At 65.5% G+C, this 25,494-nt stretch carries 19 protein-coding genes; 10 read left to right on the plus strand and 9 right to left on the minus strand.

Annotated elements, in window-relative coordinates:
- Window positions 1-104 precede the first annotated feature (104 nt).
- The 5 genes from AruPA_RS01320 to AruPA_RS01340 form a co-directional block, all read right to left on the minus strand.
- The gene (locus tag AruPA_RS01320; RefSeq protein WP_265634391.1) at window positions 105-692 is read right to left on the minus strand and encodes a membrane integrity-associated transporter subunit PqiC; all 588 of its coding nucleotides are present in this window, start codon (window positions 690-692) and stop codon (window positions 105-107) included.
- A complete protein-coding gene (locus AruPA_RS01325; RefSeq protein ID WP_265634394.1) occupies window positions 692-2,269 on the minus strand; it encodes an intermembrane transport protein PqiB in 1,578 nt (525 codons plus the stop codon). The genes AruPA_RS01320 and AruPA_RS01325 overlap by 1 nt, the downstream gene beginning before the upstream one ends.
- The gene (locus AruPA_RS01330) at window positions 2,266-3,555 is read right to left on the minus strand and encodes a paraquat-inducible protein A (RefSeq protein WP_265634396.1); all 1,290 of its coding nucleotides are present in this window, start codon (window positions 3,553-3,555) and stop codon (window positions 2,266-2,268) included. The genes AruPA_RS01325 and AruPA_RS01330 overlap by 4 nt, the downstream gene beginning before the upstream one ends.
- Before the next feature lie 297 nt (window positions 3,556-3,852).
- Window positions 3,853-5,634: an IlvD/Edd family dehydratase gene (locus tag AruPA_RS01335; RefSeq protein ID WP_265634398.1), complete on the minus strand. Its 1,782-nt coding sequence runs from the start codon at window positions 5,632-5,634 to the stop codon at window positions 3,853-3,855.
- Window positions 5,635-5,645: 11 nt separating this feature from the next.
- Window positions 5,646-6,392, minus strand: a complete 747-nt coding sequence (locus tag AruPA_RS01340; RefSeq protein WP_265634401.1) for an SDR family oxidoreductase — start codon at window positions 6,390-6,392, stop codon at window positions 5,646-5,648.
- A 164-nt stretch (window positions 6,393-6,556) separates the two neighbouring features.
- On the opposite strand from AruPA_RS01340, the gene AruPA_RS01345 reads away from it, so the two are divergent.
- The 5 genes from AruPA_RS01345 (at window position 6,557) to AruPA_RS01365 (ending at window position 13,240) form a co-directional block, all read left to right on the plus strand.
- Window positions 6,557-7,471 carry an SMP-30/gluconolactonase/LRE family protein gene (locus tag AruPA_RS01345; protein WP_265634402.1) on the plus strand — a complete coding sequence of 305 codons (915 nt, stop codon included), beginning with the start codon at window positions 6,557-6,559 and terminating at the stop codon, window positions 7,469-7,471.
- A 2-nt stretch (window positions 7,472-7,473) separates the two neighbouring features.
- Window positions 7,474-8,076, plus strand: coding sequence for a bifunctional nicotinamidase/pyrazinamidase (pncA, locus tag AruPA_RS01350; RefSeq protein ID WP_265634404.1), 603 nt, complete (start codon window positions 7,474-7,476; stop codon window positions 8,074-8,076).
- 211 nt (window positions 8,077-8,287) lie between these two features.
- Complete coding sequence (locus AruPA_RS01355; RefSeq protein ID WP_265634406.1) at window positions 8,288-11,281, plus strand: AsmA family protein; 2,994 nt, start codon at window positions 8,288-8,290, stop codon at window positions 11,279-11,281.
- The gene (locus AruPA_RS01360) at window positions 11,278-12,528 is read left to right on the plus strand and encodes a hypothetical protein (RefSeq protein WP_265634408.1); all 1,251 of its coding nucleotides are present in this window, start codon (window positions 11,278-11,280) and stop codon (window positions 12,526-12,528) included. Before AruPA_RS01355 ends, AruPA_RS01360 begins: the two co-directional genes overlap by 4 nt.
- A 16-nt stretch (window positions 12,529-12,544) precedes the next feature.
- Window positions 12,545-13,240, plus strand: coding sequence for a glutathione binding-like protein (locus tag AruPA_RS01365; protein WP_265634410.1), 696 nt, complete (start codon window positions 12,545-12,547; stop codon window positions 13,238-13,240).
- Here AruPA_RS01365 and AruPA_RS01370 read toward each other — a convergent pair.
- Window positions 13,185-15,878 (minus strand): hypothetical protein, encoded by a 2,694-nt coding sequence (locus AruPA_RS01370; protein ID WP_265634412.1) that lies wholly within the window; start codon window positions 15,876-15,878, stop codon window positions 13,185-13,187. The two genes, AruPA_RS01365 and AruPA_RS01370, sit on opposite strands and share 56 nt — an antisense overlap.
- A gap of 7 nt (window positions 15,879-15,885) precedes the next feature.
- Window positions 15,886-17,034 (minus strand): radical SAM family heme chaperone HemW, encoded by a 1,149-nt coding sequence (gene hemW / locus AruPA_RS01375; protein ID WP_265634414.1) that lies wholly within the window; start codon window positions 17,032-17,034, stop codon window positions 15,886-15,888.
- A gap of 166 nt (window positions 17,035-17,200) precedes the next feature.
- On the opposite strand from hemW, the gene katG reads away from it, so the two are divergent.
- The gene (katG, locus tag AruPA_RS01380; protein ID WP_265634416.1) at window positions 17,201-19,402 is read left to right on the plus strand and encodes a catalase/peroxidase HPI; all 2,202 of its coding nucleotides are present in this window, start codon (window positions 17,201-17,203) and stop codon (window positions 19,400-19,402) included.
- A gap of 114 nt (window positions 19,403-19,516) precedes the next feature.
- Here the strand turns inward: katG and AruPA_RS01385 are convergent, their stop codons facing one another.
- Window positions 19,517-20,242, minus strand: coding sequence for a hypothetical protein (locus AruPA_RS01385; RefSeq protein WP_265634418.1), 726 nt, complete (start codon window positions 20,240-20,242; stop codon window positions 19,517-19,519).
- Window positions 20,243-20,395: 153 nt separating this feature from the next.
- Window positions 20,396-20,836 (minus strand): MarR family winged helix-turn-helix transcriptional regulator, encoded by a 441-nt coding sequence (locus AruPA_RS01390; protein ID WP_265634419.1) that lies wholly within the window; start codon window positions 20,834-20,836, stop codon window positions 20,396-20,398.
- Between the two features lie 96 nt (window positions 20,837-20,932).
- Between AruPA_RS01390 and AruPA_RS01395 the strand changes: the two genes are divergently transcribed.
- The 4 genes from AruPA_RS01395 (at window position 20,933) to AruPA_RS01410 (ending at window position 25,485) form a co-directional block, all read left to right on the plus strand.
- Window positions 20,933-22,756: a chloride channel protein gene (locus AruPA_RS01395; protein ID WP_265634420.1), complete on the plus strand. Its 1,824-nt coding sequence runs from the start codon at window positions 20,933-20,935 to the stop codon at window positions 22,754-22,756.
- Between the two features lie 314 nt (window positions 22,757-23,070).
- A complete protein-coding gene (rpsB, locus tag AruPA_RS01400) occupies window positions 23,071-23,844 on the plus strand; it encodes a 30S ribosomal protein S2 (protein WP_265634422.1) in 774 nt (257 codons plus the stop codon).
- 29 nt (window positions 23,845-23,873) lie between these two features.
- Window positions 23,874-24,779: a translation elongation factor Ts gene (gene tsf, locus AruPA_RS01405; RefSeq protein ID WP_265634424.1), complete on the plus strand. Its 906-nt coding sequence runs from the start codon at window positions 23,874-23,876 to the stop codon at window positions 24,777-24,779.
- 307 nt (window positions 24,780-25,086) lie between these two features.
- Window positions 25,087-25,485: a hypothetical protein gene (locus AruPA_RS01410; protein WP_265634425.1), complete on the plus strand. Its 399-nt coding sequence runs from the start codon at window positions 25,087-25,089 to the stop codon at window positions 25,483-25,485.
- Window positions 25,486-25,494: the final 9 nt, after the last annotated feature.

The following is a 25,494-nucleotide window of genomic DNA, read 5'->3' on the forward strand; positions in this document are numbered from 1 at the left end:
AAACTAGCGGGTTCTAAGGGCTCCGCCCTTAGTGGGGGTCGAGGGGGCAAAGCCCCCCGCCTTGCTCACCCAAAGCGCCCCCCAAGACGGCAAGCATCAGGTTATCACGCGTGGCCCGGGGCCAGGAGGGTGGCGATCTGGGTGGCGAAGTCGCCCCACACTGCGGACATGGCGGCGGCGATTTGGGTGGGCGTAGTGCCGTTGGTGGGCGAGCGCAGGTGGATGAGGCGGGTTTGGCGGTGTTGGCTGGTTTGGGGTTTGACCGAGACATCGGCCTCGAGGGTGATTTGGCCGGTAGCATCGGGGTCGAAGGTCAGGATGTTGATTTCGATGATCAGGCTATCGGGCAGGTCGATGGCGCCGCCGCCGCCGATCACGGTGGCGTCGGGCAGGCGCTGGGCCAGGTTCTGGACCATGCTGGTGCGCAGCAGGTCGGTGAGGGAGCCGGCCCATTGATTGTCATCGAAGGTGGCGAAGCTGGTGCGGCTGCTGGGTTTGGGCAGGCCGCTCTGGTTCAGATAGGACGGGATGATGATCGGCCGCAGGGCGATATTGGCGTGCACCGTGCGATCGACGGCGCCTGGGATTGGCGCGATGCGGTAATATTGTGTGACGACGGCGGTGCCGCACCCGGCCAGCGGGGCGCAGAGGGCGGCGGCGCCGGCAATCAGGGTGGTGCGGCGGGTCGGCATCAACGCTTGCTCCTTCCGAACAGAACCGCTTGCGGGTGCTGCGACAGGTAGTTGGTCAATTGCTGGACCGATTGCAGGGTCTGGTTGCTCTGGCTGATCAACCGTTCGAGGTTGATCTCGAAATCGGAATCGGGGCCATAGCTGCGGTTCAGCGATTTCAGCAGTTGATTGGTCGATTGCGCAGTCTGCGATACCGCGTTCAGGGTATGGTCGATCGGCGCATGCTCCAGCGTGCGGTTGGCGGTGACGATCAGTTTGTTCATGTTATCGCCGATCTGCTGGATTGGCAGTTTGTCGAGCTTGGCTGAAACGCTGGCGAGCGATTGCATGATGGCGTCGAGCCCGCCGGGCTGGCTGGGCAGCACCATCATATTGTGCTCATGCGTGACTGAGGCCGGTTTGGCGTGCGGCACCATGGTGAAGGCAATGATCTTCTGGCCGGTGACGATGTTGCCGGTCGCGATTTCGACGCGCATGCCCCGATCGACCAGTTTCTGGAATTCGGTGATTTCGTTGATCGATTGCAGCGCCTGCGGATTTGGAAAAATCCGGCCGGGCTGCAGGCGCATTTCGACCTTGGCCCGGATGAGTGCGGAGTGCAGATCGACCACGAGTTTCAGCTTGGAGACCACGCCGACCTGTATGCCGAGAAACATCACCGGCGCGCCCTCGGTCAGGCCGCTGACCGAGGATGTGAAGTACGAAACGACCGGCAATTGCGTCTGATAGCCTGCGGTCTCGGCGGCTTCGTGGGTCGGGTAGAGCGGGAACACCGCTTCGCTGGGGCTGGGTTTGTCGTTGTCGGCACGTGGTGGCAGCGCGAAGGTGACGCCGCCGGTCACCAACGCCTGAATGGACTGTACCTCGATATGAAACGCGCCGCCGATAATGCCCGCGGTGATGCCGGACGAGTTCCAGAACAGACTTGCCGGCTTGACCAGATTGTCGAACGGCGCGCGCACGAAAATCCTGATTTTCGCCGGGCCGAGGCCGTTGCCCAGATCATAGCCGAGCACCTCGCCCACCTGAACGTCGCGGTAGAACACCGGTGAGCCGGTGTTGAGCGAGCCGATATCCTTGGCGCGCAGCACGAAGGTACGGCCGGCGACATCCGAGCGGACGCCCGGCGGTTGTTCGAGGCCGACGAAATGCGATTGCGGCTTGCCGCCCGGTGCACCGGGATCGACGCCGATGAACGCGCCGGACACCAGCGTATCAAGGCCGGATGGGTCCTTGAACGAGAAATGCGGCCGCACCACCCAGAACCGCGCATGGCTGGTCAGGAAGCGCGCGCCGATATTGTTCATCCGCACATGCGCGATGACGTGGCGATTGTTACGGCTGAGATCGATGGTTTCGAGCGTACCCAGCGTCATTGCCTTGTATTTGACCTGGGTCTGTCCGGCGACCAGGCCCTGCGCGGTATCGAATTGCAAGGTCAGCAGCGGGCCTTGCTGGGCTAGCGTGCGCAAGCCGAGATAGGCCGCAATCCCGATCGCGATCAGCGGCACCAGCCAGACGAAGGAGAAGCGTTTGCGTTTCAGCTGGGCCGGCTTCAGAGCGGGCGGTTCGGTCATGAGGACTCCGCGATCAGCGTGCGGTCGGGTTTGGATGCCGGTGCGGTATGATCAGCTCCGTCCCACATCAGGCGTGGGTCGAATGCCTCGACGGCGAACATGGTCAGCACCACGACGCCCGCGAAGCACGCAGCACCGGTTGAGGCCCGCACGTTGGCAAACTGGCCGAACCTCAACAGTGCGACCAGGATCGAGATCATGAAAACATCGATCATCGACCAGCGGCCGATGAAATCGACAAAACGATAGGTTCGCGTCAGGCCGAGCAGATGCCGCCCGCTCGGGCGCTGCGCCTCGATCAGCATGCAGGCCATCGACAACAGCTTGATCAGCGGGATGGCGATGCTCGCGAGCAGCACGAGCAGGCCGAGCGGCCAGAGGCCGGCCGCGAACAATTCCACGATGCCGCCCATGATGGTGAAGGGCGTGGTGCGGGCCAGCTGGGTGATCAGCATCACCGGAAAGAGATTGGCCGGAACGTAAAGTGCCATCGCCGCGATCACGAAGGCCCAGCTGCGGGCGATGCTGTCGGGCTTGCGGTCGCGCAGGACCGTGTCGCACCGCGTGCATGCCATGCCTGGTTCGGCGCGGTTGATCAGGAAACAACAATGGCAGCCGATCAGATGGCCGCCACAGTGACCGGCATCGATCGGGCGTGGCGTGGGGCCGGTATCGAGCGCATTCCAGACGGCGCCGGTATCGAGCGAGCCATCGAGTGCGGCCATCGAGATCATCAGGCCGACCAGGGCGAACAGCGACAGGTCGAGATGCACGGTCGCCATCGCGGTCAGGCGCGTATAGGCGACCAGGAAGCCGAGCAGATAGACATCGACCATCGCCCACGGCCCGATCACCGGATACCAGCGGAAGATCGCCTTGAGAAAGCGGGTCGGCGGGTGCTGCAGGCGGATGCCGAACAGGGTGAGCAGCAGGATGCCCAGCTTGATCCCTGGAAAAATGATGGTAACCGCCAACACCAGCAGCCCGACCAGATCGAACCCCTGGACCGAGAGTTGCAGCGGACCGGTCGCGATATCCGCGAGTTGCAATCGGCCATAGATCGAGATCTGCACGAACGGGCCGACCAGCGCGAATACGTAAAACAAGCCGGCGGCAAGCGCCCAGCCGCGCGGGATGCGCATGTCGGGGTGCCAGATGCGCCCGAGACCGCTGGTGCATTGCGGGCAGCTGGCCGCGACACCGCGCACATTGTGCGGCACCGTCGAGATCAGGCCGCAGTATGGGCAGTCGCGCAGGGCGACGGGATGCGAAACGTCACTCGCCAAGCGAGGCGGACTCCGATCCGAAGATCCGGGCAGGCTGGCGCAGGGCGGGTTCGGCAACCGTCATGACGGTTATAGTGGGGATGCGAGGCAACCGGCGCAATGTGGGGATACACTAGGTAAAGGAAGGGCTTCTTTTTTGAAAAAAAGAAGCAAAAAACTTTCCGACCCTGGGGCACGGGCGCTGAAACCGGCACAGACCCAAATTAACAAAGTTTCTTTTGCTTCTTTTTTGTTCACAAAAAAGAAGACCTTCCCTTGCTTTTTGCCGTTACAGCCCGCCGCCGAAAAACCCAAGCCTCAATGATTATCGCGCGGCACGCCGAAGCGTTCCGCGATCCGCTGATAGCCGACCGCGTGTTCCATTACCGCGCCGGTTTCCAGCTGGCCGGTAAAGCGGCGGTGGATTTCCTGCCAGGGGGTCTGGTTGAGCAGTTCGGGCAGTTCCATCGCCTCGCGCCGGCGGGTCAGTTCGGCTTCGTCGATCAGGATATTGGCGGTGCGGGTCTTGAGATCGACCCGGATGCGATCGCCGGTTTTCAGCAGCAGCAGGCCGCCGCCGACCGCTGATTCCGGCGATGCGTTCAGGATCGAGGGGCTGCCCGAGGTGCCGCTCTGCCGCCCGTCGCCGATGCAGGGCAGCTGGTTGACGCCCTGTTTCACCAGCGCATCCGGCGGCAGCATGTTCACCACCTCGGCCGAGCCGGGATAACCGATCGGGCCGCAATTGCGGATCACCAGGATGCAGTCGGCATCGATGCCGAGCGAGGCGTCGTTGATCCGGTCGTGATAGTCCTCCGGCCCCTCGAACACGATGGCGCGGCCTTCGAATGCATCATGATCGCCGGGCTTGCGCATGAAGCGGTCGCGGAACTCGGGCGAGATCACCGAGGTTTTCATGATCGCGCTGTGGAACAGATTGCCGGTCAGCACGGCAAACCCGGCGTGTTCGTGCAGCGGGGTCGTATAATCGGTGATCATTTCGGGATCGATGCTGCGCTTGCCGCGGTTTTCCTCGCCCATGGTCCGGCCGGAGACGGTCAGCGCCCCTTCGCGGATCTTGCCATGGCGCATCAGCTCGCCGATCACGGCGGGCAGGCCGCCGGCGCGGTGGAACCGCTCGCCGAGATATTTGCCGGCCGGCATCATGTTGACCAGCAGCGGAATTTCGTAGCCGATCCTGTCCCAATCCGCGATGTCGAGTTCGACGCCGATGTGCCGCGCGATCGCGATCACATGCGGCGGGCAATTGGTCGAAGCACCGATCGCCGAGGCGCAGACGATGGCGTTCTCGAAGGCTTCGCGCGTCAGGATGCGCGACGGGCGCAAATCCTCATGCACCATGTCGACGATGCGCTTGCCGGTTTCATAGGCGATCTGCGCGCGCTCGCGGTACGGGCCGGGAATGGCGGCGCAGCCGGGCAGCGACATCCCCAGCGCTTCGGCCATCGCGTTCATGGAGCTCGCGGTGCCCATGGTGTTGCAATGGCCGACGCTGGGGGCCGAGCCGGCCACCATGTCGATGAATTTGTCATAGGCGATTTCACCGGCGGCGAGCCGGCGGCGGGCTTCCCATACCACGGTGCCGGAACCGACCAGTTCACCTTCGAACCAGCCATCGAGCATCGGGCCGCCGGACAGCACGATGGCCGGGATATCGACGGTGGCGGCACCCATGATCATCGCGGGCGTGGTTTTATCGCAGCCGGTGGTCAGCACCACGCCGTCGAGCGGATAGCCGAACAGCACTTCGACCAGGCCAAGGTAGGTCAGGTTGCGGTCGAGTGCTGCGGTCGGGCGCTTGCCGGTTTCCTGAATCGGGTGGACCGGAAACTCGATCGGCACGCCGCCGGCGGCGCGAATGCCATCGGCCACCCGCTTGGCCAGTTCGATGTGATGGCGGTTGCACGGCGACAGATCACTGCCGGTCTGCGCGATCCCGATGATCGGCTTGCCGGACTGCAATTCCTCACGGGTCAGCCCGTAATTCAGGTAGCGCTCCAAATAGAGCGCGGTCATGCCGGGATTGCCGGGATTGTCGAACCATTGGGCCGAACGCAGCTTGGTCGGGGTATTGCTCATCGGTGTTGCTTTCAGTTCGACCAGCCGCCGTCAATCACATGAGCGACGCCGGTGGTGAAGCGGGATTCGTCGGAGGCGAGATACAAGGCGAGCATGGCCATTTCTTCGGGCGTGCCAAGCCTTCCCATCGGCTGGCGGCCAACGAACTCCGCCTCGATCGTCGCGGTGTCGGTGTTGCGGGCAGCGGCCAGGGCGGCAATGCGGCCGCGCAGCGACGGGCTTTCCACCGTCCCGGGGCAGATCGCGTTGCAGCGCACCCCTTTGGTGACGTAGTCGGCCGCGACCGATTTGGTCAGCCCCACCACGGCCGCCTTCGAGGCGCCATACGCGAAACGGTTGACCGTGCCCTTGATCGACCCGACCGTGGAAGCGATGTTGATGATCGAGCCGCCACGCCTTTCCAGCATGCCCGGCAGAAACGCGCGGATCGTATGGAACATCGATGTCACGTTGAGATCGAACGAGAACTGCCAGTCCCGTTCGGCGCAATCGAGCACCGCGCCGTGCGCGACGTAGCCGGCCGCGTTGACCAGAATATCGACCGGCCCGACCGACTGCGCGATCGCCGCGATCGCGGCGGCATCGGTCACATCGAGCGCCATCGCGCCCTCGATTCCGGCGAGCAGGCCGGCATCGCGGTCCGTCGCGATCACCCTGGCGCCTTCGCGCATCAGGGTTTCAGCAATCGCGCGGCCAATCCCCTGCCCCGCGGCCGTAACGAAAGCGGTTTTGCCGGCGACGCGTCCTGTGTTCGACATAGTCGTTCCTCATCATCTTGTTGCTTGCCAGCGGGGCCGACTGGACCGAAACTGGTGCGGTTGATAGATGACGATTACCAATAACCAACACGCACCGCAAGCAGACCAACCAGCGCCGCAGGCAGACCAACGTGCGCAGAAAGCAAGAGGGGGGAACACCGACAATGAGCGAAGGTTACCATATCTATGATCCGCGGATGCGGCCGATGCTGCTGATGAACGCGGCAGTCGAGCGGATCGCGACCGGATTTCGCTGGGCGGAAGGTCCGGTCTGGTTCGGCGACGCGAACTGCCTGCTGTGGTCAGACATTCCCAACGACCGGATCATGCGCTGGTGGCCGACCGGGGAGATGGATGTCTATCGCGCCCCGGCCCGTTTCACCAACGGCCACACCCGCGACCGCCAGGGCCGGCTGATCAGCTGCGAGCACGGCGGGCGCTGCGTCAGCCGCACCGAATACGACGGCAGCGTGACCGTGCTGGTCGACCGGTTCGAGGGCAGAAAACTCAACTCACCCAACGATGTGGTGGTGAAATCGGACGGCTCGATCTGGTTCACCGACCCCGACTACGGCATCATGTCCGATTACGAGGGCCACCGCGCGGAAAGCGAAATCGGGGCCTGCCGCGTCTACCGGTTCGACCCGGCGAGCGGTGCGCTCACGGTCGTCGCCGATGATTACGAGCGGCCGAACGGCATTGCCTTCAGCCCGGACGAGCGGTTCCTCTACGTGGCCGATACCGGTTTCACCCATCGCGAAGGCGGGCCGCATCACATCAGGGTGCACGAGGTGATCGACGGGACGCGCCTCGGCGCGGGACGGGTGTTCACCGTGATCGAACCCGGCTTCGCCGACGGGTTCCGGCTCGATGAGCACGGCAACATCTGGACCAGTTGCGGTTCGGGTAATGCGGTCGCCGCCTTCGCGCCGGACGGCACACCGCTCGGCAAGATCGATATCCCCGAAATGGTCAGCAACCTCTGCTTCGGCGGGCCGAAGCGCAACCGCCTGTTCATCACCGCGACGACGTCGGTCTATTCGCTCTACCTCGGCGTGCGCGGCCATCCTGTTTTATAACGATGAACCGCAACACCGCCCTTCTCGTGATCGATGTGCAGCGCGATTTCTGCGCCGGCGGCGCGCTCGCGGTGCCGGATGGCGATGCCGTGGTGCCGGTGATCAACGCGCTGGCAGTGCACTACGAAACCGTAGTGATCACGCAGGACTGGCATCCGGCGGGGCACGTCTCCTTCGCCAGCACGCATCCCGGGCGGGCGGCGTTCGAGACCATCACGCTCGGCTACGGAACCCAGGTGCTCTGGCCGGATCATTGCGTGATGGGCAGCCCAGGGGCCGCGCTGCATCCCGGCCTCACGATCCCGCACGCGACACTGATCCTGCGTAAAGGGTCGAACCGGGGCATCGATTCCTATTCGGCCTTTCTCGAAGCCGACCGGACCAGCCGCACCGGGCTCGATGGCTATCTGGCCGCGCGCGGCATCACCGCCGTCGATCTGTGCGGGCTCGCGACCGATTACTGCGTGTCCTGGTCGGCGCAGGACGCGCGGCACTTCGGGTTCGCGGCACGGGTGATCGAACCGGCGTGCCGCGCGATCGACCTCGATGGATCGCTGGCGGCGGCGTGGGCGGCGATGGGGGGTGCGGGTGTTGTGCGGGGTTGAGAGAAGGGAAGGCTTCTTTTTTGAAAAAAAGAAGCAAAAAACTTTCTGACTCTGAGGCACGGGCGTTTTCACCGGCACTGGCCCAAATTAACAAAGTTTTTTTTGCTTCTTTTTTGTTCACAAAAAAGAAGACTCTTCCCTCCTCTCCCTTTCTCCGAAGTTCCCGCCCCAGGGGTCGCACAGAACCGCCCGGTCTGATACCAGCGCGCGCATGAGCGACGCGGCGGATCATCGGACCAGGGTTGCACGGCGGATCATCGCCGTGCTGGCGGTGATCGGGCTGGCCGCCGTCGCGATCGTCTATCTGCCGCGCATCGCCTCGGGCAATTACCATCGTGCGGCGATCGAGCGGCTGGCGAGCGATGCGCTGGGGCGGCGGGTGAGCATTGCCGGGCCGATCGAATTATCGCTGCTGCCCGATCCGCAGTTGCGCGCCGATACCATCACCATCGGCAGTCCGAAGGGCGGGTTGATCACCGCGGCGACGCTGAAGCTCGACCTTGCCCCCCTGCCCTTGCTGCTGGGTCGGCTGCGCGCGACCAGGCTGACGCTGCGCAAACCCGATGTGGCGCTGCCCTGGCCGCTGCCGGGCGGTGCCGCCGCCGTGGCACCGCCGCTCTGGCTGGCCTCGTTGCATGCCACCATCGTCGATGGCGTGTTCCGGCTGGGATCGCTGACGTTCGATCATGTCGATCTGTCGATCTTCACCGGCGGGCCGAACGCGGTGCTGGCGGCATCCGGCACGCTGGCGATCGATGGCGTGCCGGCCTCGGTGACGCTGGATATCGACAACACCGGCGGTGCCGCGCCCGCGCCGGTGCAGAGCACGATCCGGCTCGACGGCAAGGCCGGGCGGATGGATTTCAAAGGCACGCTCGACCGCGCGAGCGTGCTGCGCGGCACCCTCGGCGGCACGTTGGCGGGGCTGGGTGGCGCATCCGGCACATCCGGCCCGGTGCAGTTCAAGGCTGGCCTCGCCGCCGATGGCGCGGTCGTGACGCTGAACAATATCGATGCGCGCGTGACCAACCCCAGGATCGGCGATGCCAGCCATACGCGCGGCAGCGCCACGATCGCACTGCGCCCGGCACCGCTGCTGCGGCTCGATCTGACCGGAGCGCGCTGGCGGATCGGCGCCGGGCAGACCCTGCTGCGGCACATCGCGGCGGTGCTGCCGATCGCGGCGCGGCTCGACCTGACCGATAGCCGGGTCAACCCCCTCACCGTCAAATCGATCCACGCCGATCTGACGAGCGATGCGGCGGGGACGCAAGTTCAGGCGCTGGCGATGAGCCTGCCGGGCGCGGGATCGCTGACGCTGGCCCGGTCCACCCCCTCCGGCGGCGCGGACCGGGTGCGGATTGCCGCTCCCGATCCGGCGCGCACCATTGCGGCGCTGCGCGCCCGCTATGCCTGGCTGCCAGACTGGCCGGATGGGCTGGGCGCGCTCTTGCTTGCGGGACATTTGCGGCTCGGGGCGGATGGGGCGATCGACCTGGCGCGGCTCGAGGGGGCGATCGGCGGCAAGACCTGGCCGCGTTCGCGCTTCACCGGCGGATTGATGCTGCGCCCGGGCCGCCGCGGTGCCGCGATCGCCGCCGATCTCGCATTCGACCACCTGCGCCTGACGCCGGTGGCCCTCCGCGCGCTGCGCGCGGCGCTGCTGGACAAGACCCCGACCATCGCCGGGCCGATCGCCCTGCGGGCGCGCACGTTCGATATCGTGACGCAAACCAGGGGCGCGCCGCCGCTGTTCACCGGCGCGCATCTGCTGATCGACGGTGCGCTGCGCGATGCGGCCTCGGGCGGTGGTGTCGCGCTGTCGCTGGCGACGCTGCGGATCGGCCAGACGCTGGTGGTCGGGCATGGCGCGCGCCGGAGCGATGGCGGCATCATGGCGGCGCGCTGGCTGATCACCGGGCCGGATGCGGCGGCGACGCTGGCGGCGATCACGCACGGATCGGGCGGCAAGCCGCCGGCGTGGTTCGGCTTGCCGGTGTGGCATCACCGCTTCGCGGCCGCCTTGGTCGCGGCCGGGCCGATGCGGGCGCTGCATACCGGGCTCACGCTGCATCTCGGCGCGATAAGGGCGGCGGCGTTGCCGGTGATCGATCTGGCCGGCGGCACCGCGACCGGGGCGGTGACGCTGCATGCGCCGAATGCGGTAGCCGTGATCCGCGATCTCGGCGGCGCGGGGGCGCTTGGTGCGCGCAACGGGCTGGACTGGCCAGGCGCGGGCTCGGTCAGCCTGCGGGCGTCGGCGTTTCTGAGCGATGACCGGCTCGGCCTGCCCGATTTCGTGCTCTCGCTCGGCGCGCTGACCACCAGCGGCTCGTTGAGCCTGCGGCTGGGTCACCGGCCCGCGATCGCCGGCACCATCGCCGCCGATACGCTGATGATCCCGACGCCGGACACAGTGCTGCATCTGGCCGGTGCTGCGATGGCCGGCACGCTGCGGATCGCGCTGCCACGCATCACCGCCGCGCGCATCGCGGATGCGCAGACGGTTGTTGCCCGGCATGTAGCCGGCAGTCTCGGCGTTGGCGATGCCGCGGCAACACTCAGCATCGACCGGGCGGAGGTCGCAGGCGGCGTGCTGGGGGGCGACGCGACGCTCACCGATGGCCCCGCCGCCGGCATCACGATCAAGGCGCACCTGCAGAACGCCGATGCCGCGACACTGGCGCAGGACAGCGGTATCGCCGTGCCGGTCGATGCCGGTACGCTGGGTCTGACCGTTGATCTGACGGCGCAGGGCGCCTCACCGGCGGACTGGCGCACGACGCTCGCCGGTCATGTCACGGCGCTCGGCAGCGCGCTCGCGATCCGCGGGATCGATCTCGCCGCGGCCGCCAACGCGCTGGCGCAGGCGCTGGCACGGCAACCGGCGCACCCGGGCGATGCGATGCTGCGCATGGCGGTGCGGGCCGCCCTGCAGCCTGGCACGACGGTATTTGATACCACCACCCTGCAAGGCGCCGTGGCGGGCGGCGTGATGACGCTGGATCAGTCCAGCCTCACCGGCGCGGCGGGATCGATCGGGCTCGGCGGCACGGTGGATTTCGCACACGACCGGCTGGCCCTGACCGCGATCCTGCGGCCGCACATCGATGGCCCGATCGCGGCGCCGGCGCTGCCCATCAAACTATCCGGCTCGCTCGATCATCCGCGCATCGCCGCGCACCGCGGGGCGGCGCCGCCATGACGCGGGACCGGCGCTGGCAGCTCGCGGCCTATTTATTGCTCAACGGCGGGTTCTTCTTTTTCGACACCGCGATGGGCCTGTTCGATGTCGCGACCTACGGGTATTTCGCGCGCGAGCACGTGGCGTCCTATCTGTTCGCGCTGGATTTCGTGATGGTCAGCGTGCCGATGCTGCTCGGCGGCTGGCTCGCGCATCTGCTCAACCGGCGGTTCGGCGTGCGCGCGGTGATCGGGCTGGGCTACACGATCGCGACTGCCGGGTTCCTGGTGTTGTTTCTGACCGGGCTGTACCGGATTCCGCTGTGCCTGCTGATTGTCGCATTCCTGCTCGGCATCGTGTTCAGCGCGATCCTGCCGGCCCTGTCGCGCTTCATCCGCGATGTGTTCGGCGCGGGCAAAGGTGCCGTGCTGGCATTGAAGCTCGATGCGATCTTCATGGCGGTGGGCATGGTCGCGGGTGTCGGTTTTGGCACAATCTGGTTCGATCGCGAGGGGCTGGCAGTGTTCTTTCCCCTCGCGACCGGCTGTTTCGCGCTGGCGGGGATGATCCATGTCAGCACCCTGTTCTTCCCCGGCGTGCTGCGCGACTACGCCGGGCCGGAAGTGCCGGCGCGCTGGGCCGCCACGCTGCGGGCGATGCGCCGGGCCGAGACCAAATGGCGCAGCCTGATGCTGCAACCCTCGTTGAACATGGTGATCGTGCCGCTGATGGTCGGCCTGCCGGCCGCCGCCGCCGAGCGGCATTACGGCGCACTGCCGGTGATCGGGCTGGTCGCGGCACCCATCATCGTGCTGGCCGGGCGGCGCACCGGCATGCTGGCCGGGCGGCTGCTGGCGCCGGAATGCCTCCTCCGGCTGATGGTCGCACGGCGTGGGGCGGCGCTGGTGCCGATGATCGGATTTTTCATCCTGTACGCGCTCGCGTTTCTGGTGCCGTCGCTGCCGCTGGTGTTCGCCCTGGTGTTCTGCGCGCATCTGCTCAGCAATGTGGTGGCGGGCGCCGTGTTCTATGGCGTGCAGACCGAGTTTCCCGCGGGCGAGACGGCGGCGGCCAGCGCGCTGCAATCGCAGCTATCGACCGGCGTCTGGGTCATCGTGGCGTCCCTGGCGACGGGATTGCTGGTGTTTCTGCCGCCGGCGGCCACGCTCGGGCTCGCCGGATGCGGGCTGGCGGGGGCGGCGCTGGTGCTGCGCGGGTCCGGCATCGGCGGGTTTCAACCCATCGTGGCGCGCCCTATATCGAAATGAACCGTGGAGATGGATGATGATCGAGCTCTACTACTGGACGACGCCGAACGGCCACAAGATCACGATGTTTCTCGAAGAGGCCGCTACGCCGTATAACATCCATGCCATCAATATCGGCGCGGGCGATCAATTCAGCCCCAAGTTCCTCAGGATCTCGCCGAACAACCGCATCCCCGCGATCGTCGATACCGCGCCGGGGGATGGCGGTGCGCCGATCAGCGTTTTCGAATCAGGTGCGATCCTGCAGTACCTGGCGGAAAAGACCGGAATGTTCATGCCGGCCGACCAGCGGGGCCGGACCGAGGTGATGCAGTGGTTGTTCTGGCAGATGGGCGGGTTGGGCCCGATGCTCGGGCAGAACCATCATTTCAGCCAGTATGCCCCGGAAAAACTCGACTATGCGATCAACCGTTATGTCAACGAGACCAACCGGCTGTATGGCGTGCTCAACAAGCGTCTCGCGGACCGCGAGTTCATGGCGGGGGATTACTCGATCGCGGACATGGCGAGCTATCCGTGGATCGTCCCGTATGAGCGGCAGGGCCAGAACCTCGATGATTTTCCGCATCTGAAACGCTGGTTCCACGCGATCAAGGACCGCCCGGCCACCGTGCGCGCCTACGAAAAGGCGAAAGCGATTTCCCAGCAGGCGACGGTCAATGAAGAGTCGAAGAAGATCCTGTTCGGCCAGACGGCAAAGCACGTCGTCTGAGCGCGGCACGGGGCCACAGTGCGCATCCAACCCAGAGTGCAAGGGCCAAGCCCGCCAGCGTGACCGATCGCCGCGTGCCACGCGGGCGATAGCTGAATGTGACGACATCGTGCCCGGCCGGCAGCACGACCGATTGAAACAGGGTGCCGTGGCGCGCAACCGGTAGGGCGCGCCCATTCAGCCGCGCCCGCCAGCCGGGGAACCAGGCTTCCTGACGGACCAGGATCGCCGGTGCCGGACAATCCGCAGTGAGGTCGTTTCGACCCCGCACGGTCAGGCGGCAGGCGGGATCTGCACTGAAATAGCGATGATAGGCCCGGATGCGAAAGATCGACATGACCGCATCCTGATAGACCGGCATGACCGAGCCTCCCGGCAGGGTCTGGCCGAGGCGCAGATCCGGCATCGTCGTCCCGGCGGCGGACCGGCGCAGCCAGACTGCCACGGGATGCGCGCCGATCACATGGGTCAGGCGCAGATGCAGTGCCGCACCCGCGGTCAGGTCGATGGCCGGATGCAGGGGGATGTTCAGCCAGGCATCGTCCTGCGCGGTGGCGAGCGGCGCGGTGCCGGCGGCGCACAGCGCGCCCGCGCAGAGGCGGGCGGACAGGATGCCGGTCGAACTGCCGTCGTAGGTGCCGATCAGGACGGCGACGTGATCGATCCTGGTCAGGCCGGCCGTCACGGCCGCGACCTGCCGCGCGTCAAACGCGGTGTCGAGCGATGCGCCGGCACCCAGAGCTGCGGCACCTGCAAAGATGTCTGCCCGCGGCAGCGTAACGGTGCGCAGGAACGGGCTGGTCTGGCCGGGGCTGGTGATGACATATTTGACGCCGACCGCGGCATAGTCGCGCACGTGATCGAACAGAATGGTACGCCCCTGGCCGCTGCCAGGCGGTGCTTTCCACCATCCCACGAACATCATGCCCGTGTCATACGGATCGAGATGGTGCCTGATATAGTCGCTCCACGCCTGCGACACCGGCAATTGGCTGTCATCGATCGAGGCGAGGCGGTAGCCGGCCGGATAGTCCGGGCCGAACGGGCGGAGCGAATAGACCCGTGCGCGGCCGAGATGCGCCCTGAGATAGGCGATGCCGCCGGTGTAGTACCGATAAGGGCGCGGTGCCGACAGTTGTGGCAGGGCTGCGACCACGAAGGCATCGAGCAGCATCGCCGCCGCGATCATGCGGGCGCGCCGGGCCGCAGGGTTCAGCCCGGCCAGCGCCGCCAGAATGATCAATCCAGCCAGAGCCTCGAACCCCGTGCCCAGCACGATCGTCACGCGCACCGGCGGACTCGCGAAATGGTACCAGCCGGTGATGATGGCCCGGTCCGGCAGGACGACGCCGGCGATCACCGCCATGAGCAGGGCACCGATCAGGGCAGCCCGCCGCAGGCTCAGCGGGCGCGCGGCGCAGCGATCGAGCCCGATGCCGGCGAGCACGAAGGTTGCCATCGACAGGGCCGGCCACAGGAATCGCGCGGTATTGACCAGATGGAGATCAGGGATGATGGCGTTCAGCACGGCGGCGACACCGGGAATCCCGTAGCAGCGCGCAAGACCGACGCCGAGGAATATGCCGAGGCCGATGATCAGGCCGCGCGCCGGATCGGTCCGCGCGCGGAGCAGCGCAGCCATGGCCGGGACTACCGCGGTAACGCCGAGCCAGCCGCCAAGTTTGACCAGGGCAAGCTTCGGCAGGTGGGCGGCAACCCACCCGGCCGATGCATGAATGCCGGTCGGGCCGTAGATCATTGGAAACAGCGCGAGCGGCATCAACGTCGGCGGCAGGCGATCGACCGCGTAGGCCGCCTTGTGCGCGCCCAGAAAACTATGAGCGGCGTAATTCAGGAACGGCACCACCAGCGGCAGCGCCAGACCGAGGCCGATGATCAACGCCAGCATGATCTTGCCGGCGAAGCGCCACCGCGCGGCACCGAGCGTGGCAAAGCGCGCCAACGTCCAGGCCGCGGCCAGCAATCCGTCGAGATAGGCGACCTCCGGATAGCCGCCGTACAGCGAATAAGCGAGGCCGAACACGATCCAGTGCCAGCCCTGCGCCGCACCGGAGCGCGCGGCGGTGGCGCTGCGCTCGATGCCGAGCAGGATCAGCGGCAGGAACGCGAGCGAGCCCATCGCGTGCGGTTCCATCAGGAATGCGCCGTTCAAGGCAAACAGGCCGGCGCTGACCAGGCCAGGCGTACGGCGGCAGCCGAGCTGGAGCATCAGCGCATAGGTGCCGAGCCCCGCGATGACCTGCATCAGCAGCTTCACGACGAACCAGCCCTGCCAATATTTCATGATCAGCACGAAGGGCAGGAAGAACGACATTGTCTGCATCTCGGCGGCGAGCGGCATGCCGATTCCGGTATAGGGGTTCCACCAGGGGACGATGCCGCGCAGCCAGTCCGACGCGCTGAGCCGGGCCAGGGGTTGGGTCAGCAGGCCGATCGAGGCGTCCCAATACCCCGGCGGGCCACCGAGCAGCGTGGGCGAGCCGGGCGTGGTCAACGAACTCCAGACGTCGGCGGGGTTGTTGCTGCGCAGGCCCAGCACGAACAAAGCGCTGGCCGCGACCGGCAGCAGGATGAGGGCGGCGATCGGCCAGAGATGCGGGCGCAGCCGGTTGAGCATCGACGGTTTATCGAACCAGCGCGGCCAGCAGGGAGTTCAGCCGCTTGCGGCCTTCGGCGGTGGCGGTCAGGCGCCCGGGCGTCGCTTCGATGTAGCCGGCGAGCAGGGCCTGATCGAGGATGCCGGGGTCGAGCGTGTCGATCAGCGCCCGGCCGGTGCGGGCGGCATAGGCTTTGGTGTCGATGCCTTCGGCAAGGCGCAGGCCCATCAGCAAAGCTTCGCGGGCGCGTTCATCCGCAGTGACCTCGGTCTCCTCGACGCTGCCGTGGCCGCGCGCCTCGACGCGCCGGGCCCATGCCTCCGGCGCGCGGTGCCGGCGTGTCGCGATCAATTGATCGCCGAGGGTGATCCGGCCATGCGCGCCGGCGCCGATGCCTGCGTAATCCTGATAGCGCCAGTAGGCGAGGTTGTGGCGGGATTCCTGGCCCGGTTTCGCGTAGTTCGAAATCTCATACGGCGCGAGGCCGAATTGGGCGGCGACGTCGGCGGTGGCGTCATATAACGCGGCGGCCTCCTCATCGTCCGGCAGGGTGAAGGCGGCGCGGCCGTAAAGGGTCGCGAATTGCGTGCCGGGCTCGATGGTGAGCTGGTAGAGCGATAGATGATCGAGCCCGACGGCGAGCGCGGCGGCGAGTTCGGCGCGCCAGGCGGCGAGGGTCTGGCCGGGGCGGGCGTAGATCAGGTCGAAACTGGCGCGGGGGAAAATATCGCGGCCGATTTCGACCGCCGCCATCGCCTGGGCGGCGGAGTGGTTGCGGCCGAGGAAGGTGAGCGCCGCATCGTCGAGGCTCTGCACGCCGATCGAGATACGGTTGACGCCGGCTGCGCGATAGGCGCGGAAGCGGCCGGCCTCGATGCTGGTGGGATTGGCTTCGAGGGTGATTTCAAGATCGGGCGCCGGGGTGAAGAGCGCGGTCGCATCGGCGATCAGCGCCGCGACGCTTTCAGGTGCCATCAGGCTCGGTGTGCCGCCGCCGAAAAAGATCGAGGCAAGCCGGCGCGGGCCGAGGCGGGTGGCTTCGAAGGCAAGCTCGGTGCGCAGGGCGGCGATGATGCGCGCCTCGGGGATCGCCGCGCGGACGTGGGAATTGAAGTCGCAATAGGGGCATTTCGACAGGCAGAACGGCCAATGGATATAAAGGGCGATGGGCTGCATGGCGTGGTTGTGTCCGATCTGGCGAAACAAGCAAGATCGGCCGCTCGCAAGGCATAGGTTTGCCCGATGAATGAGATATGGAGAATCGACTTCACCTATAACGTCGTGAGGTGCTCTAAGGGCGGCAGCGTGGATCTCAATCAATCAACAACCCAACGGAGACACAATGGACGGCGATAGCAAATGCCCGGTTGCGGGCGGCGGGGCTGACAGGCGGACGGTGCTTTCCGCCATGTCGAACCAGACGTGGTGGCCCAATCAGCTCAATCTCAAAATCCTGCATCAGAACGGATCGTTGTCCGATCCGCTGGGCGAGAGTTTCAACTATGCCGAGGAGTTCAAGAGCCTCGATCTGGCGGCGGTGAAGGCGGATCTGTTCGCGCTGATGACCGATTCGCAGGATTGGTGGCCGGCGGATTATGGCCATTACGGGCCGTTCTTCATCCGCATGGCATGGCACAGCGCGGGGACCTACCGGATCGGCGACGGGCGTGGTGGCGCGGGGGCGGGCACGCAGCGGTTCGCGCCGCTCAACAGCTGGCCCGACAACGCCAATCTCGACAAGGCGCGCCGGCTGCTGTGGCCGATCAAGCAGAAGTATGGTCGCAAATTGTCCTGGGCCGATCTGCTCATTCTGGCCGGCAATTGCGCGCTGGAATCGATGGGGTTCAAGACGTTCGGCTTCGCCGGCGGGCGTGAGGATGTCTGGGAGCCGGAAGAGGATATCTACTGGGGCCCGGAGGATACCTGGCTCGGCGATCAGCGCTACACCGGCGATCGGCACCTCGAAAATCCGCTCGGTGCGGTGCAGATGGGGCTGATCTACGTCAATCCCGAAGGGCCGAACGGCAAGCCCGATCCGCTCGCCTCGGCGCGTGACATTCGCGAGACCTTCGCGCGGATGGCGATGAACGATGAAGAGACGGTGGCGCTGATCGCGGGCGGCCATACGTTCGGCAAGACCCATGGCGCGGCGGACCCGGGCCGGTATGTCGGACGTGAGCCCGAAGGGGCGGCGATCGAGGAGCAGGGGCTGGGGTGGAAGAACACCTACGGCACCGGCAAAGGCGCGCATACCATCACCAGCGGTCTTGAAGGGGCGTGGAGCCACAATCCGACCAAATGGGACAACAATTATCTCGACAATCTGTTCAACTACGAATGGGTGCTGACCAAGAGCCCGGCCGGCGCGCATCAATGGACCCCGGCTGATCCGGCGGCGCAGGGCACCGTGCCGGACGCGCATGATCCGGGCAAGCGCCATGCGCCGATGATGCTGACCACCGACCTCGCGCTGAAGGTCGACCCGCAGTACGGGCCGATCGCCAAGCGGTTCCACGAGAACCCGGACCAGTTCGCCGAAGCCTTTGCGAAGGCGTGGTTCAAGCTGACCCATCGCGATATGGGGCCGTATGTTCGTGGCCTCGGGCCTGAAGTGCCGGCCGTACCGCAGATCTGGCAGGACCCGGTGCCGCCGGTGACCCATGCGCTGATCGGGCCGGCTGAGATTGCGGATTTGAAGGCGCGGGTTCTGGCCTCCGGCCTGTCGGTTGCGCAGCTGGTCTCGACCGCGTTTGCCTCCGCCTCGACATTCCGGGGCTCGGATAAGCGCGGGGGGGCGAATGGTGCGCGCATCCGGCTGGCACCGCAGAAGGATTGGGAGGTCAACCAGCCGGCGGTATTGGCCCATGTGCTGCAAACGCTGGAAGGCATCCGGTCGGCGTTCAATGCGGCGCGGACCGACGGCAAGGCGGTTTCGCTCGCCGATCTGATCGTACTCGGCGGGTGCGCCGGGGTCGAACAGGCGGCGAAGGCGGCGGGGCACACGATCGAAGTGCCGTTCACGCCGGGGCGGACCGATGCGTCGCAGGACCAGACCGATGTGGACTCGTTCGCGGTGCTGGAGCCCAAGGCCGATGGGTTCCGCAATTATTTCGCCGGCGGCCATCGCCGCTCGCCGGAGGAATTGCTGGTCGATCGGGCCCAGTTGCTGACGCTGACGGCGCCGGAAATGACCGTGCTGCTCGGCGGTCTGCGGGTGCTCAACGTGACGTCCGGGCAGAAGGGGGTGGGCGTGTTCACCCATCAGCCCGAGCGGCTGACCACGGATTTCTTTGTCAACCTGCTGGATATGGATATCGTCTGGCAGAAATCCGCGGTGTCGGACGAGGTGTTCGAAGGCCGCGACCGGCGGACCGGCGCGGTGAAATGGACCGGCAGCCGGGTTGACCTGGTGTTCGGCTCGAACTCGCAGCTGCGGGCGATCGCGGAATTGTTCGCGTGCTCTGACTCGCAGGAGCTGTTCGTGAAGGATTTCGTCCGGGTGTGGGACAAGGTGATGAACCTCGATCGGTTCGACCTGGCCTGATTGGTCTGACTGCGAAGATCGGCTGAGGTGCGGCGGCGTCAGTGACGCCGCCGCACTGATTCCGGGGTCTGGTTTGTCTATTTCGTTATGATATCGTAACGATTTAGGCGTGCATCAGCCTCGCGGGCCTTTGCGCCACATTTTTTTGGCGTCGAACGAGGGCACGAAGGGGTGGTGCCAGGGTGGGACGGGCGGTGGGGGTGGGCCGAGGATGTCGCGGAGTTGTTCGGGGGTGAAGTCGATGCTGCCGTCGGGGTTGACTTTGTATTGGGCCATGAAGTCGGGCTGGCGCCTGGGGCGGGGGCGTTTGGGGCGGGGGGTGGGTGCGCCTGTGGGGGCGTTTGTGGGTTCGCTCCGGGGTTTTCTGGGGCGTTTGATGATTTGGGGGGGACGCAGGCCGAGCATGGTGTGGAGGGGGCGGAGGATGCGGCCGAGGCTGGGGTGGGTGGCCAGCAGCTCCAGCACGATGGGGTCTTCCATGAAAAGCTGGAGATCGGCGCGGGCGGCGGCACCGGCGACGACGGTGGCGGGGCCGTTGGGCAGCAGGCGGATCAGCCAGGCGAAGCCGCGCGGCAGGGTGAGGGGTGGTTTGGGTTTGGCGGTGGCGGGTTCGCGCTCGACCGGTCTGGGAGCACGGGTGCGGGGGGATTGGGGCGGGCGGGATGCGATGCGGGCGAAGCGGGCGATCTGGCGGGCGAGGTAGTTCCAGATCAGGACGATGAGCGGGCCGTGGATTTTGAGGCGGTAGCCGTTGTCGGCAACCGAGCGCTGCAGGGCACGGAAGATCACCGCAAAGCGCTCGGTCGGGTCGGCAGGCATGAACGGCGCGTTTGCGATCATGGGTAAGTGTAAACCATGGTCGGTGGGGGGTGAGAAAGGAAAAAGTCAGGGAAGGAAGGAAGAAAGGAAGCGCTTCTTTTTTGTAAAAAAGAAGCAAAAAACTTTTGTTGGTTTTTCAGGGCGTGCGGGGGCGTTGGGCGGGATTGGTCGGTGTTACGGGAGATCGACCTGTTTCGCGCTGGCGGCTTCCATCATCGACAGAAGATTTTTCAATTCGGGACCGATCCGCTCGATTTCCGCCAGATGGATGCTGGATAAGACCGCCAGGCGGGCTTCGCCCTGCTCTGTCAGGCTCAACCGGACACGCCGGCGATCGGCCGTGTCGTCCCCGCGCGTGACATACCCCGCGCGCACCAGGCGATCCACCAGCTCCACCGTGCTGTTGTGATGGAGGATCAAAAAGCCCGCCAGATCGGCAATGCTGGCGCCCCCGGTGTTTTGTGCCGTCTTGATACCCAGCAACGCTTGATGCTGGCGCGGCGTAAGCCCCGCGTCCCGCGCGGCGGTTTCGCTGAAAGTCAGAAACTGGCGCAGTGCGAAGCGGAACGCCGCAAGGGTTTGATAGTCCTGATCGGTCAAATGCGGCTCGGGCATGGCTGTGTCTTAGCGCATCGGAGAACACCGTTGAAATATATCGTGATCCGATATATAGGGCCGCACAACTCACGCCCTGATCGAGATTCGCGCCGCATGAAAACCACCGTCAGACCGCCCGCCGGCATCAAGGCCCTGGGCGATTTCACGACCGACTGCCGGTTGTTTCCCCTGTCCGCGCTCGCGCTGTTGGCCGGTACGTTCGGCGTTCTGGCCGGCTGGGTCCTGCTGCGGATGATCGGGCTGATCAACGATCTGGTCTATTACGGCGTCTGGTCGACCAGGATGCTGCCGGCGGGCGGGATGCTGCACCACGGTCATCCGGCGGCGTGGACGATCCTGATTCCGGCCGGCGGTGCGGTGATCATCGGCATCATGGCGCGCTATGGGTCAGAGAAAATCCGCGGTCATGGCATCCCCGAAGCGATCGAGGCGATCATGCTCGGCGGTTCGAAACTCGACCTCAAGGTCGCGATCCTCAAACCGGTTTCCTCGGCCATTTCGATCGGCACCGGCGGTCCGTTTGGTGCCGAGGGCCCGATCATCATGACGGGCGGGGCCGCCGCCTCGCTGATGGCTCAATGCTTTTCCCTGACCGACGCCGAGCGCAAGACCCTGCTGGTCGCCGGCGCCTGCGCGGGCATGACGGCGGTGTTCGGAACCCCTGTGGCAGCAATCCTGCTCGCGATCGAGCTGCTGCTGTTCGAGCTCAAGCCGCGCAGCGTGGTGCCGGTGTCGGTCGCGTGCATTACCGCTGCGATCGAGCGCCGTTTCATTCTTACCCCGGCACCGCTGTTTCCCTACACGGGGTCCGTCACGATCGATCCGCTGCACGCGCTCGGCTGGGTCGGGCTGGGACTGGCGGCCGGCCTCGGTTCGGCGCTGCTGACCAGCATGGTGTACGGCGCGGAGGATCATTTTGAAAAATTGCCGATCCATTGGATGTGGTGGCCCGTGCTTGGCGGCATCGTGGTCGGCATCGGCGGCATGATCGACCCCGCGGCGCTCGGCGTCGGCTATCCTGATATCGCCCGTCTGCTGGCCGGCACGTTGATGGGCGCGGCGGCGGTGCGGCTCCTTCTGGTCAAGGCGGTGATCTGGGCGATCGCGCTGGGTTCGGGTACATCGGGCGGTGTGCTGGCGCCGCTGCTGATCATGGGCGGTGCGCTGGGTGCGGTCGCCGCGCCGGTCCTGCCGCATGCCGCACCCGGCTTCTGGGCCGTGGCCGGCATGGCGGCCATGATGGGTGGCACGATGCGCGCGCCCCTGACATCCACATTGTTTGCCGTCGAACTGACGGGCAGCCATCTCATTCTTCTGCCCGTCATCACGGCCAGCATGGCCAGCATGGCCGTGACCGTGCTGCTGATGAAACGCTCGATCCTGACCGAAAAAATCGCCCGGCGTGGCCATCATTTGACACGCGAGTACAGTATCGACCCGCTGGCGGTGGCGCGGGTGGGCGATATCATGGCTTCGCCCGCCGAGACCCTGGCCTCGGACCTGACGGTTGGTGCCGCCATCGATTTCTTCCTGAGCATGGAGGCGCGGCACCGCGCCTACCCGGTGACCGACGAAGCGGGTCGGCCGGTTGGCCTGGTGTCGCGCGCCGATATTCTGACCTGGATCGGCGGCGGCGCGCCGCGCGACATGCTGCTTGCCACGGCGACCGCAACCCGCCCCCTGGTGACCGCGTGGACCGGTGAAATGGCGATCACGGTGGCCGCGCGCATGATCGGGGACGATGCGCCGCGCATTCCCGTGATCGACGATGCCGGCCGCCTGTGCGGCATCGTCTCCCGCGCCGATCTGCTCAGGGTGCATCATCGCATCGTCGCGTCCGAAACCAGACGCGACCGCTTTTTCATGCGCCGGGCCAAAAACGCGCGCGACCCCGCCTTCACAGATGCGCGCATGTGAGACGATTTCCGCCACGGTTCATTTCGGACCCAGACGCGCTCATATTCGACAGCCTGATAACGCGCCCGGGACTCAACGAAGCCGCGCGGCGGTTTGCGCCTGATATAAAAAGTTTTTTGGTTCTTTTTTACAAAAAAGAACCGCTTCCTTGCCTTCCCCGCTCATCTGCGTCATACCGCGCGCGTCAGCTTCGGGCTGATAATTCGCACATGGAGCGCCTTCCCCTGTTTTGGGGTCCGGTGTCGCGAGGCATGGCTCTGTGGAGGTTTTAACCGGACGATCGCCGCGGGGCGGTCATAGAAAGGATGTTGCTCATGGCTATGCCAGAGGTTTCGTTGCGTCAGTTGCTCGAGTCGGGTGTGCATTTCGGGCACAACACGCGGCGGTGGAATCCGCGGATGGCGCCGTATTTGTTTGGCGTGCGGAATCAGGTTCATATCATCGATCTGCAGCAGACGGTGCCGATGCTGGAGCGGGCGTTGCGCGAGGTGCGTAATGTGACGGCGGGTGGCGGGCGTGTGTTGTTTGTCGGCACCAAGCGGGCGGCGGCGGACCATGTGGCCGAGGCGGCGCAGCGGTGCGGGCAGTATTATGTCAATCATCGTTGGTTGGGCGGCATGCTGACCAACTGGAAGACGATCACCAATTCCATTCGCAAGCTGCGGCAGATGGAGGACACGGTGAGCGGTGAGGCGCAGGGCCTGACCAAGAAGGAAATTCTGAACCTGTCGCGCGAGAAGGAAAAGCTGGAGCGCGCGCTGGGCGGCATCAAGGAGATGGGCGGGCTGCCGGATATTCTGTTCATCATCGACACCAACAAGGAGAAGCTGGCGGTCGAGGAGGCGAACAAGCTCGGAATTCCGGTGGTTGCGGTGCTGGATTCGAATTCGGACCCCGAGGGTGTGACGTTTCCGATTCCGGGCAATGACGATGCGATCCGCGCGATCACGCTGTATTGCGATCTGATTGCCGGTGCGGTGCTCGATGGCATCAGCGCGGAGATGGCGGCTTCGGGCGCGGATATCGGGGCGTTGGAAGAGTTGCCGCCGGATGCGGGCGCCGATGAGGATGCCGCCGTTCACGCCTGAGTTTTTTTGATCAATTGAGGAGAATGACCATGGCCGAAGTTACTGGCGCGATGGTGAAGGATCTGCGCGACAAGACGGGCGCGGGGATGATGGATTGCAAGAAGGCGCTGGTTGAGGCGGGCGGCGACATGGAAGCCGCGGTGGACTGGCTGCGCAAGAAGGGTCTGGCGGCGGCGGCGAAGAAATCGGGCCGGGTTGCGGCCGAGGGCCTGGTTGGTGTTGCGCATGAGGGCAACAGGGCCGCGATGGTCGAGGTGAATGCCGAGACCGATTTCGTTGCGCGCAATGATGCGTTTCAGGCGTTCGTCGAGACGGTGGCCAGGCTGGCGCTGAGCGTGGGCGAGGATGTCGAGGCGTTGAAGGCGGCGGCGTATCCGGGGACTTCGCATTCGGTGGCCGAGGAGCTGACGCATCTGATTGCGACGGTGGGCGAGAACATGACGATCCGGCGGGTTGCCGTGATCGAGGTTTCCAAGGGTGCGGCGGCTTCGTATGTGCATGGCGCGCTGAAGCCGGGCCTGGGCAAGATTGGCGTGCTGGTGGCGCTGGAGGGCAATGCCGAGGACGCATTGTTCGCGCTCGGGCGGCAGATTGGCATGCATATTGCGGCGACGCGGCCGGATGCGATCAGCGCGGCGGATGTGGACCCGGCGGCGGTTGCGCGCGAGCGGGCGATTTTCGCCGACCAGGCGCGGGCCGAGGGCAAGCCGGATGCGATTATCGAAAAGATGGTCGAGGGACGGGTTCGCAAGTATTTCGCGGATGTGGTGCTGCTCGAGCAGGTGTGGGTGCATGACGGCGAGAGCAAGGTGCAGAAGATTGTGCACAATGCCGGCGCCGAGGTGACGCGGTTTGTGCGGTTCACGCTTGGTGAGGGGATTGAGAAGGAGACCACCGATTTCGCGGCCGAAGTTGCGGCGGCGGCGGGGGTTTGAGGTTGGGGGTTTTTCCGTAAGCGGAAGACTTCGGCGTTTTTGATTGTTGGGCCGGCGTCGTGGGGTTTCACGTCGCCGGTTTTTTTTGGGTTGGGGGTTGGGTGGATTGTTGGGCGCGGGTTAGCGCGGAGACGTGATCGGGCCGGGGGCGCGGGGGTGATTGCGGGTTGTTCCGGTTCGATGTAGTAACGTTAACGGTCGCGGTGCGGATGCGCCGCACCGTTGTTATGGTTGGCCCGATCACAATCTCATTGAGGAATTTGGCAAAATGTCATTTTCATTGAAGCGTTCGCGGGGGCGTTTTTGCGTGGTTGCCGCACTGATGCCGTTGCTTGCGGGATGCAGTTATACTTTGAACCAGAATGCGACGATGGCGAACGTGGTGCAGGCGGTGCCGCTGAACAACGGCAAGACGCTTTATGTGGGGTACAAGCTGCCGGATGCGGCTGCGTCGTGTCAGTTAGTCAATCAAACCAAGCGCAACTGGTCGCTGGCGCAGACCGAGGGGCAGATCAAGCTTGGCGGGGGGCGCCAGGTATTGAAGGATGCCGCGGTCGCCTCGGTCGAGCAGCGGCCGCAGGCGGGCATCAATTATGTGGCGCTGATCATTCCGAATGAGACCGATCTTGGCACGATCAACCTGACAATGGCGCGGGATGCGACGACGAGTTATTTCCGGTGCGTCAATCCGCCGCAGCCCGGGTGAGATTGTCGG

Origin of the sequence: Acidiphilium sp. PA (genome assembly GCF_026191915.1) — a bacterium.
In the GTDB taxonomy this organism is placed as follows: domain Bacteria; phylum Pseudomonadota; class Alphaproteobacteria; order Acetobacterales; family Acetobacteraceae; genus Acidiphilium.

Excerpts from the sequence above, each read along its gene's own strand:
- AruPA_RS01320 (WP_265634391.1), bottom strand. The coding sequence starts at position 692 with ATGCCGACCCGCCGCACCACCCTGATTGCCGGCGCCGCCGCCCTCTGC.
- AruPA_RS01325 (WP_265634394.1), bottom strand. The coding sequence starts at position 2,269 with ATGACCGAACCGCCCGCTCTGAAGCCGGCCCAGCTGAAACGCAAACGC.
- AruPA_RS01335 (WP_265634398.1), bottom strand. The coding sequence starts at position 5,634 with ATGAGCAATACCCCGACCAAGCTGCGTTCGGCCCAATGGTTCGACAAT.
- AruPA_RS01340 (WP_265634401.1), bottom strand. The coding sequence starts at position 6,392 with ATGTCGAACACAGGACGCGTCGCCGGCAAAACCGCTTTCGTTACGGCC.
- AruPA_RS01345 (WP_265634402.1), top strand. The coding sequence starts at position 6,557 with ATGAGCGAAGGTTACCATATCTATGATCCGCGGATGCGGCCGATGCTG.
- pncA (WP_265634404.1), top strand. The coding sequence starts at position 7,474 with ATGAACCGCAACACCGCCCTTCTCGTGATCGATGTGCAGCGCGATTTC.
- AruPA_RS01355 (WP_265634406.1), top strand. The coding sequence starts at position 8,288 with ATGAGCGACGCGGCGGATCATCGGACCAGGGTTGCACGGCGGATCATC.
- AruPA_RS01360 (WP_265634408.1), top strand. The coding sequence starts at position 11,278 with ATGACGCGGGACCGGCGCTGGCAGCTCGCGGCCTATTTATTGCTCAAC.
- AruPA_RS01365 (WP_265634410.1), top strand. The coding sequence starts at position 12,545 with ATGATCGAGCTCTACTACTGGACGACGCCGAACGGCCACAAGATCACG.
- AruPA_RS01370 (WP_265634412.1), bottom strand. The coding sequence starts at position 15,878 with ATGCTCAACCGGCTGCGCCCGCATCTCTGGCCGATCGCCGCCCTCATC.
- hemW (WP_265634414.1), bottom strand. The coding sequence starts at position 17,034 with ATGCAGCCCATCGCCCTTTATATCCATTGGCCGTTCTGCCTGTCGAAA.
- katG (WP_265634416.1), top strand. The coding sequence starts at position 17,201 with ATGGACGGCGATAGCAAATGCCCGGTTGCGGGCGGCGGGGCTGACAGG.
- AruPA_RS01385 (WP_265634418.1), bottom strand. The coding sequence starts at position 20,242 with ATGATCGCAAACGCGCCGTTCATGCCTGCCGACCCGACCGAGCGCTTT.
- AruPA_RS01390 (WP_265634419.1), bottom strand. The coding sequence starts at position 20,836 with ATGCCCGAGCCGCATTTGACCGATCAGGACTATCAAACCCTTGCGGCG.
- AruPA_RS01395 (WP_265634420.1), top strand. The coding sequence starts at position 20,933 with ATGAAAACCACCGTCAGACCGCCCGCCGGCATCAAGGCCCTGGGCGAT.
- rpsB (WP_265634422.1), top strand. The coding sequence starts at position 23,071 with ATGGCTATGCCAGAGGTTTCGTTGCGTCAGTTGCTCGAGTCGGGTGTG.
- tsf (WP_265634424.1), top strand. The coding sequence starts at position 23,874 with ATGGCCGAAGTTACTGGCGCGATGGTGAAGGATCTGCGCGACAAGACG.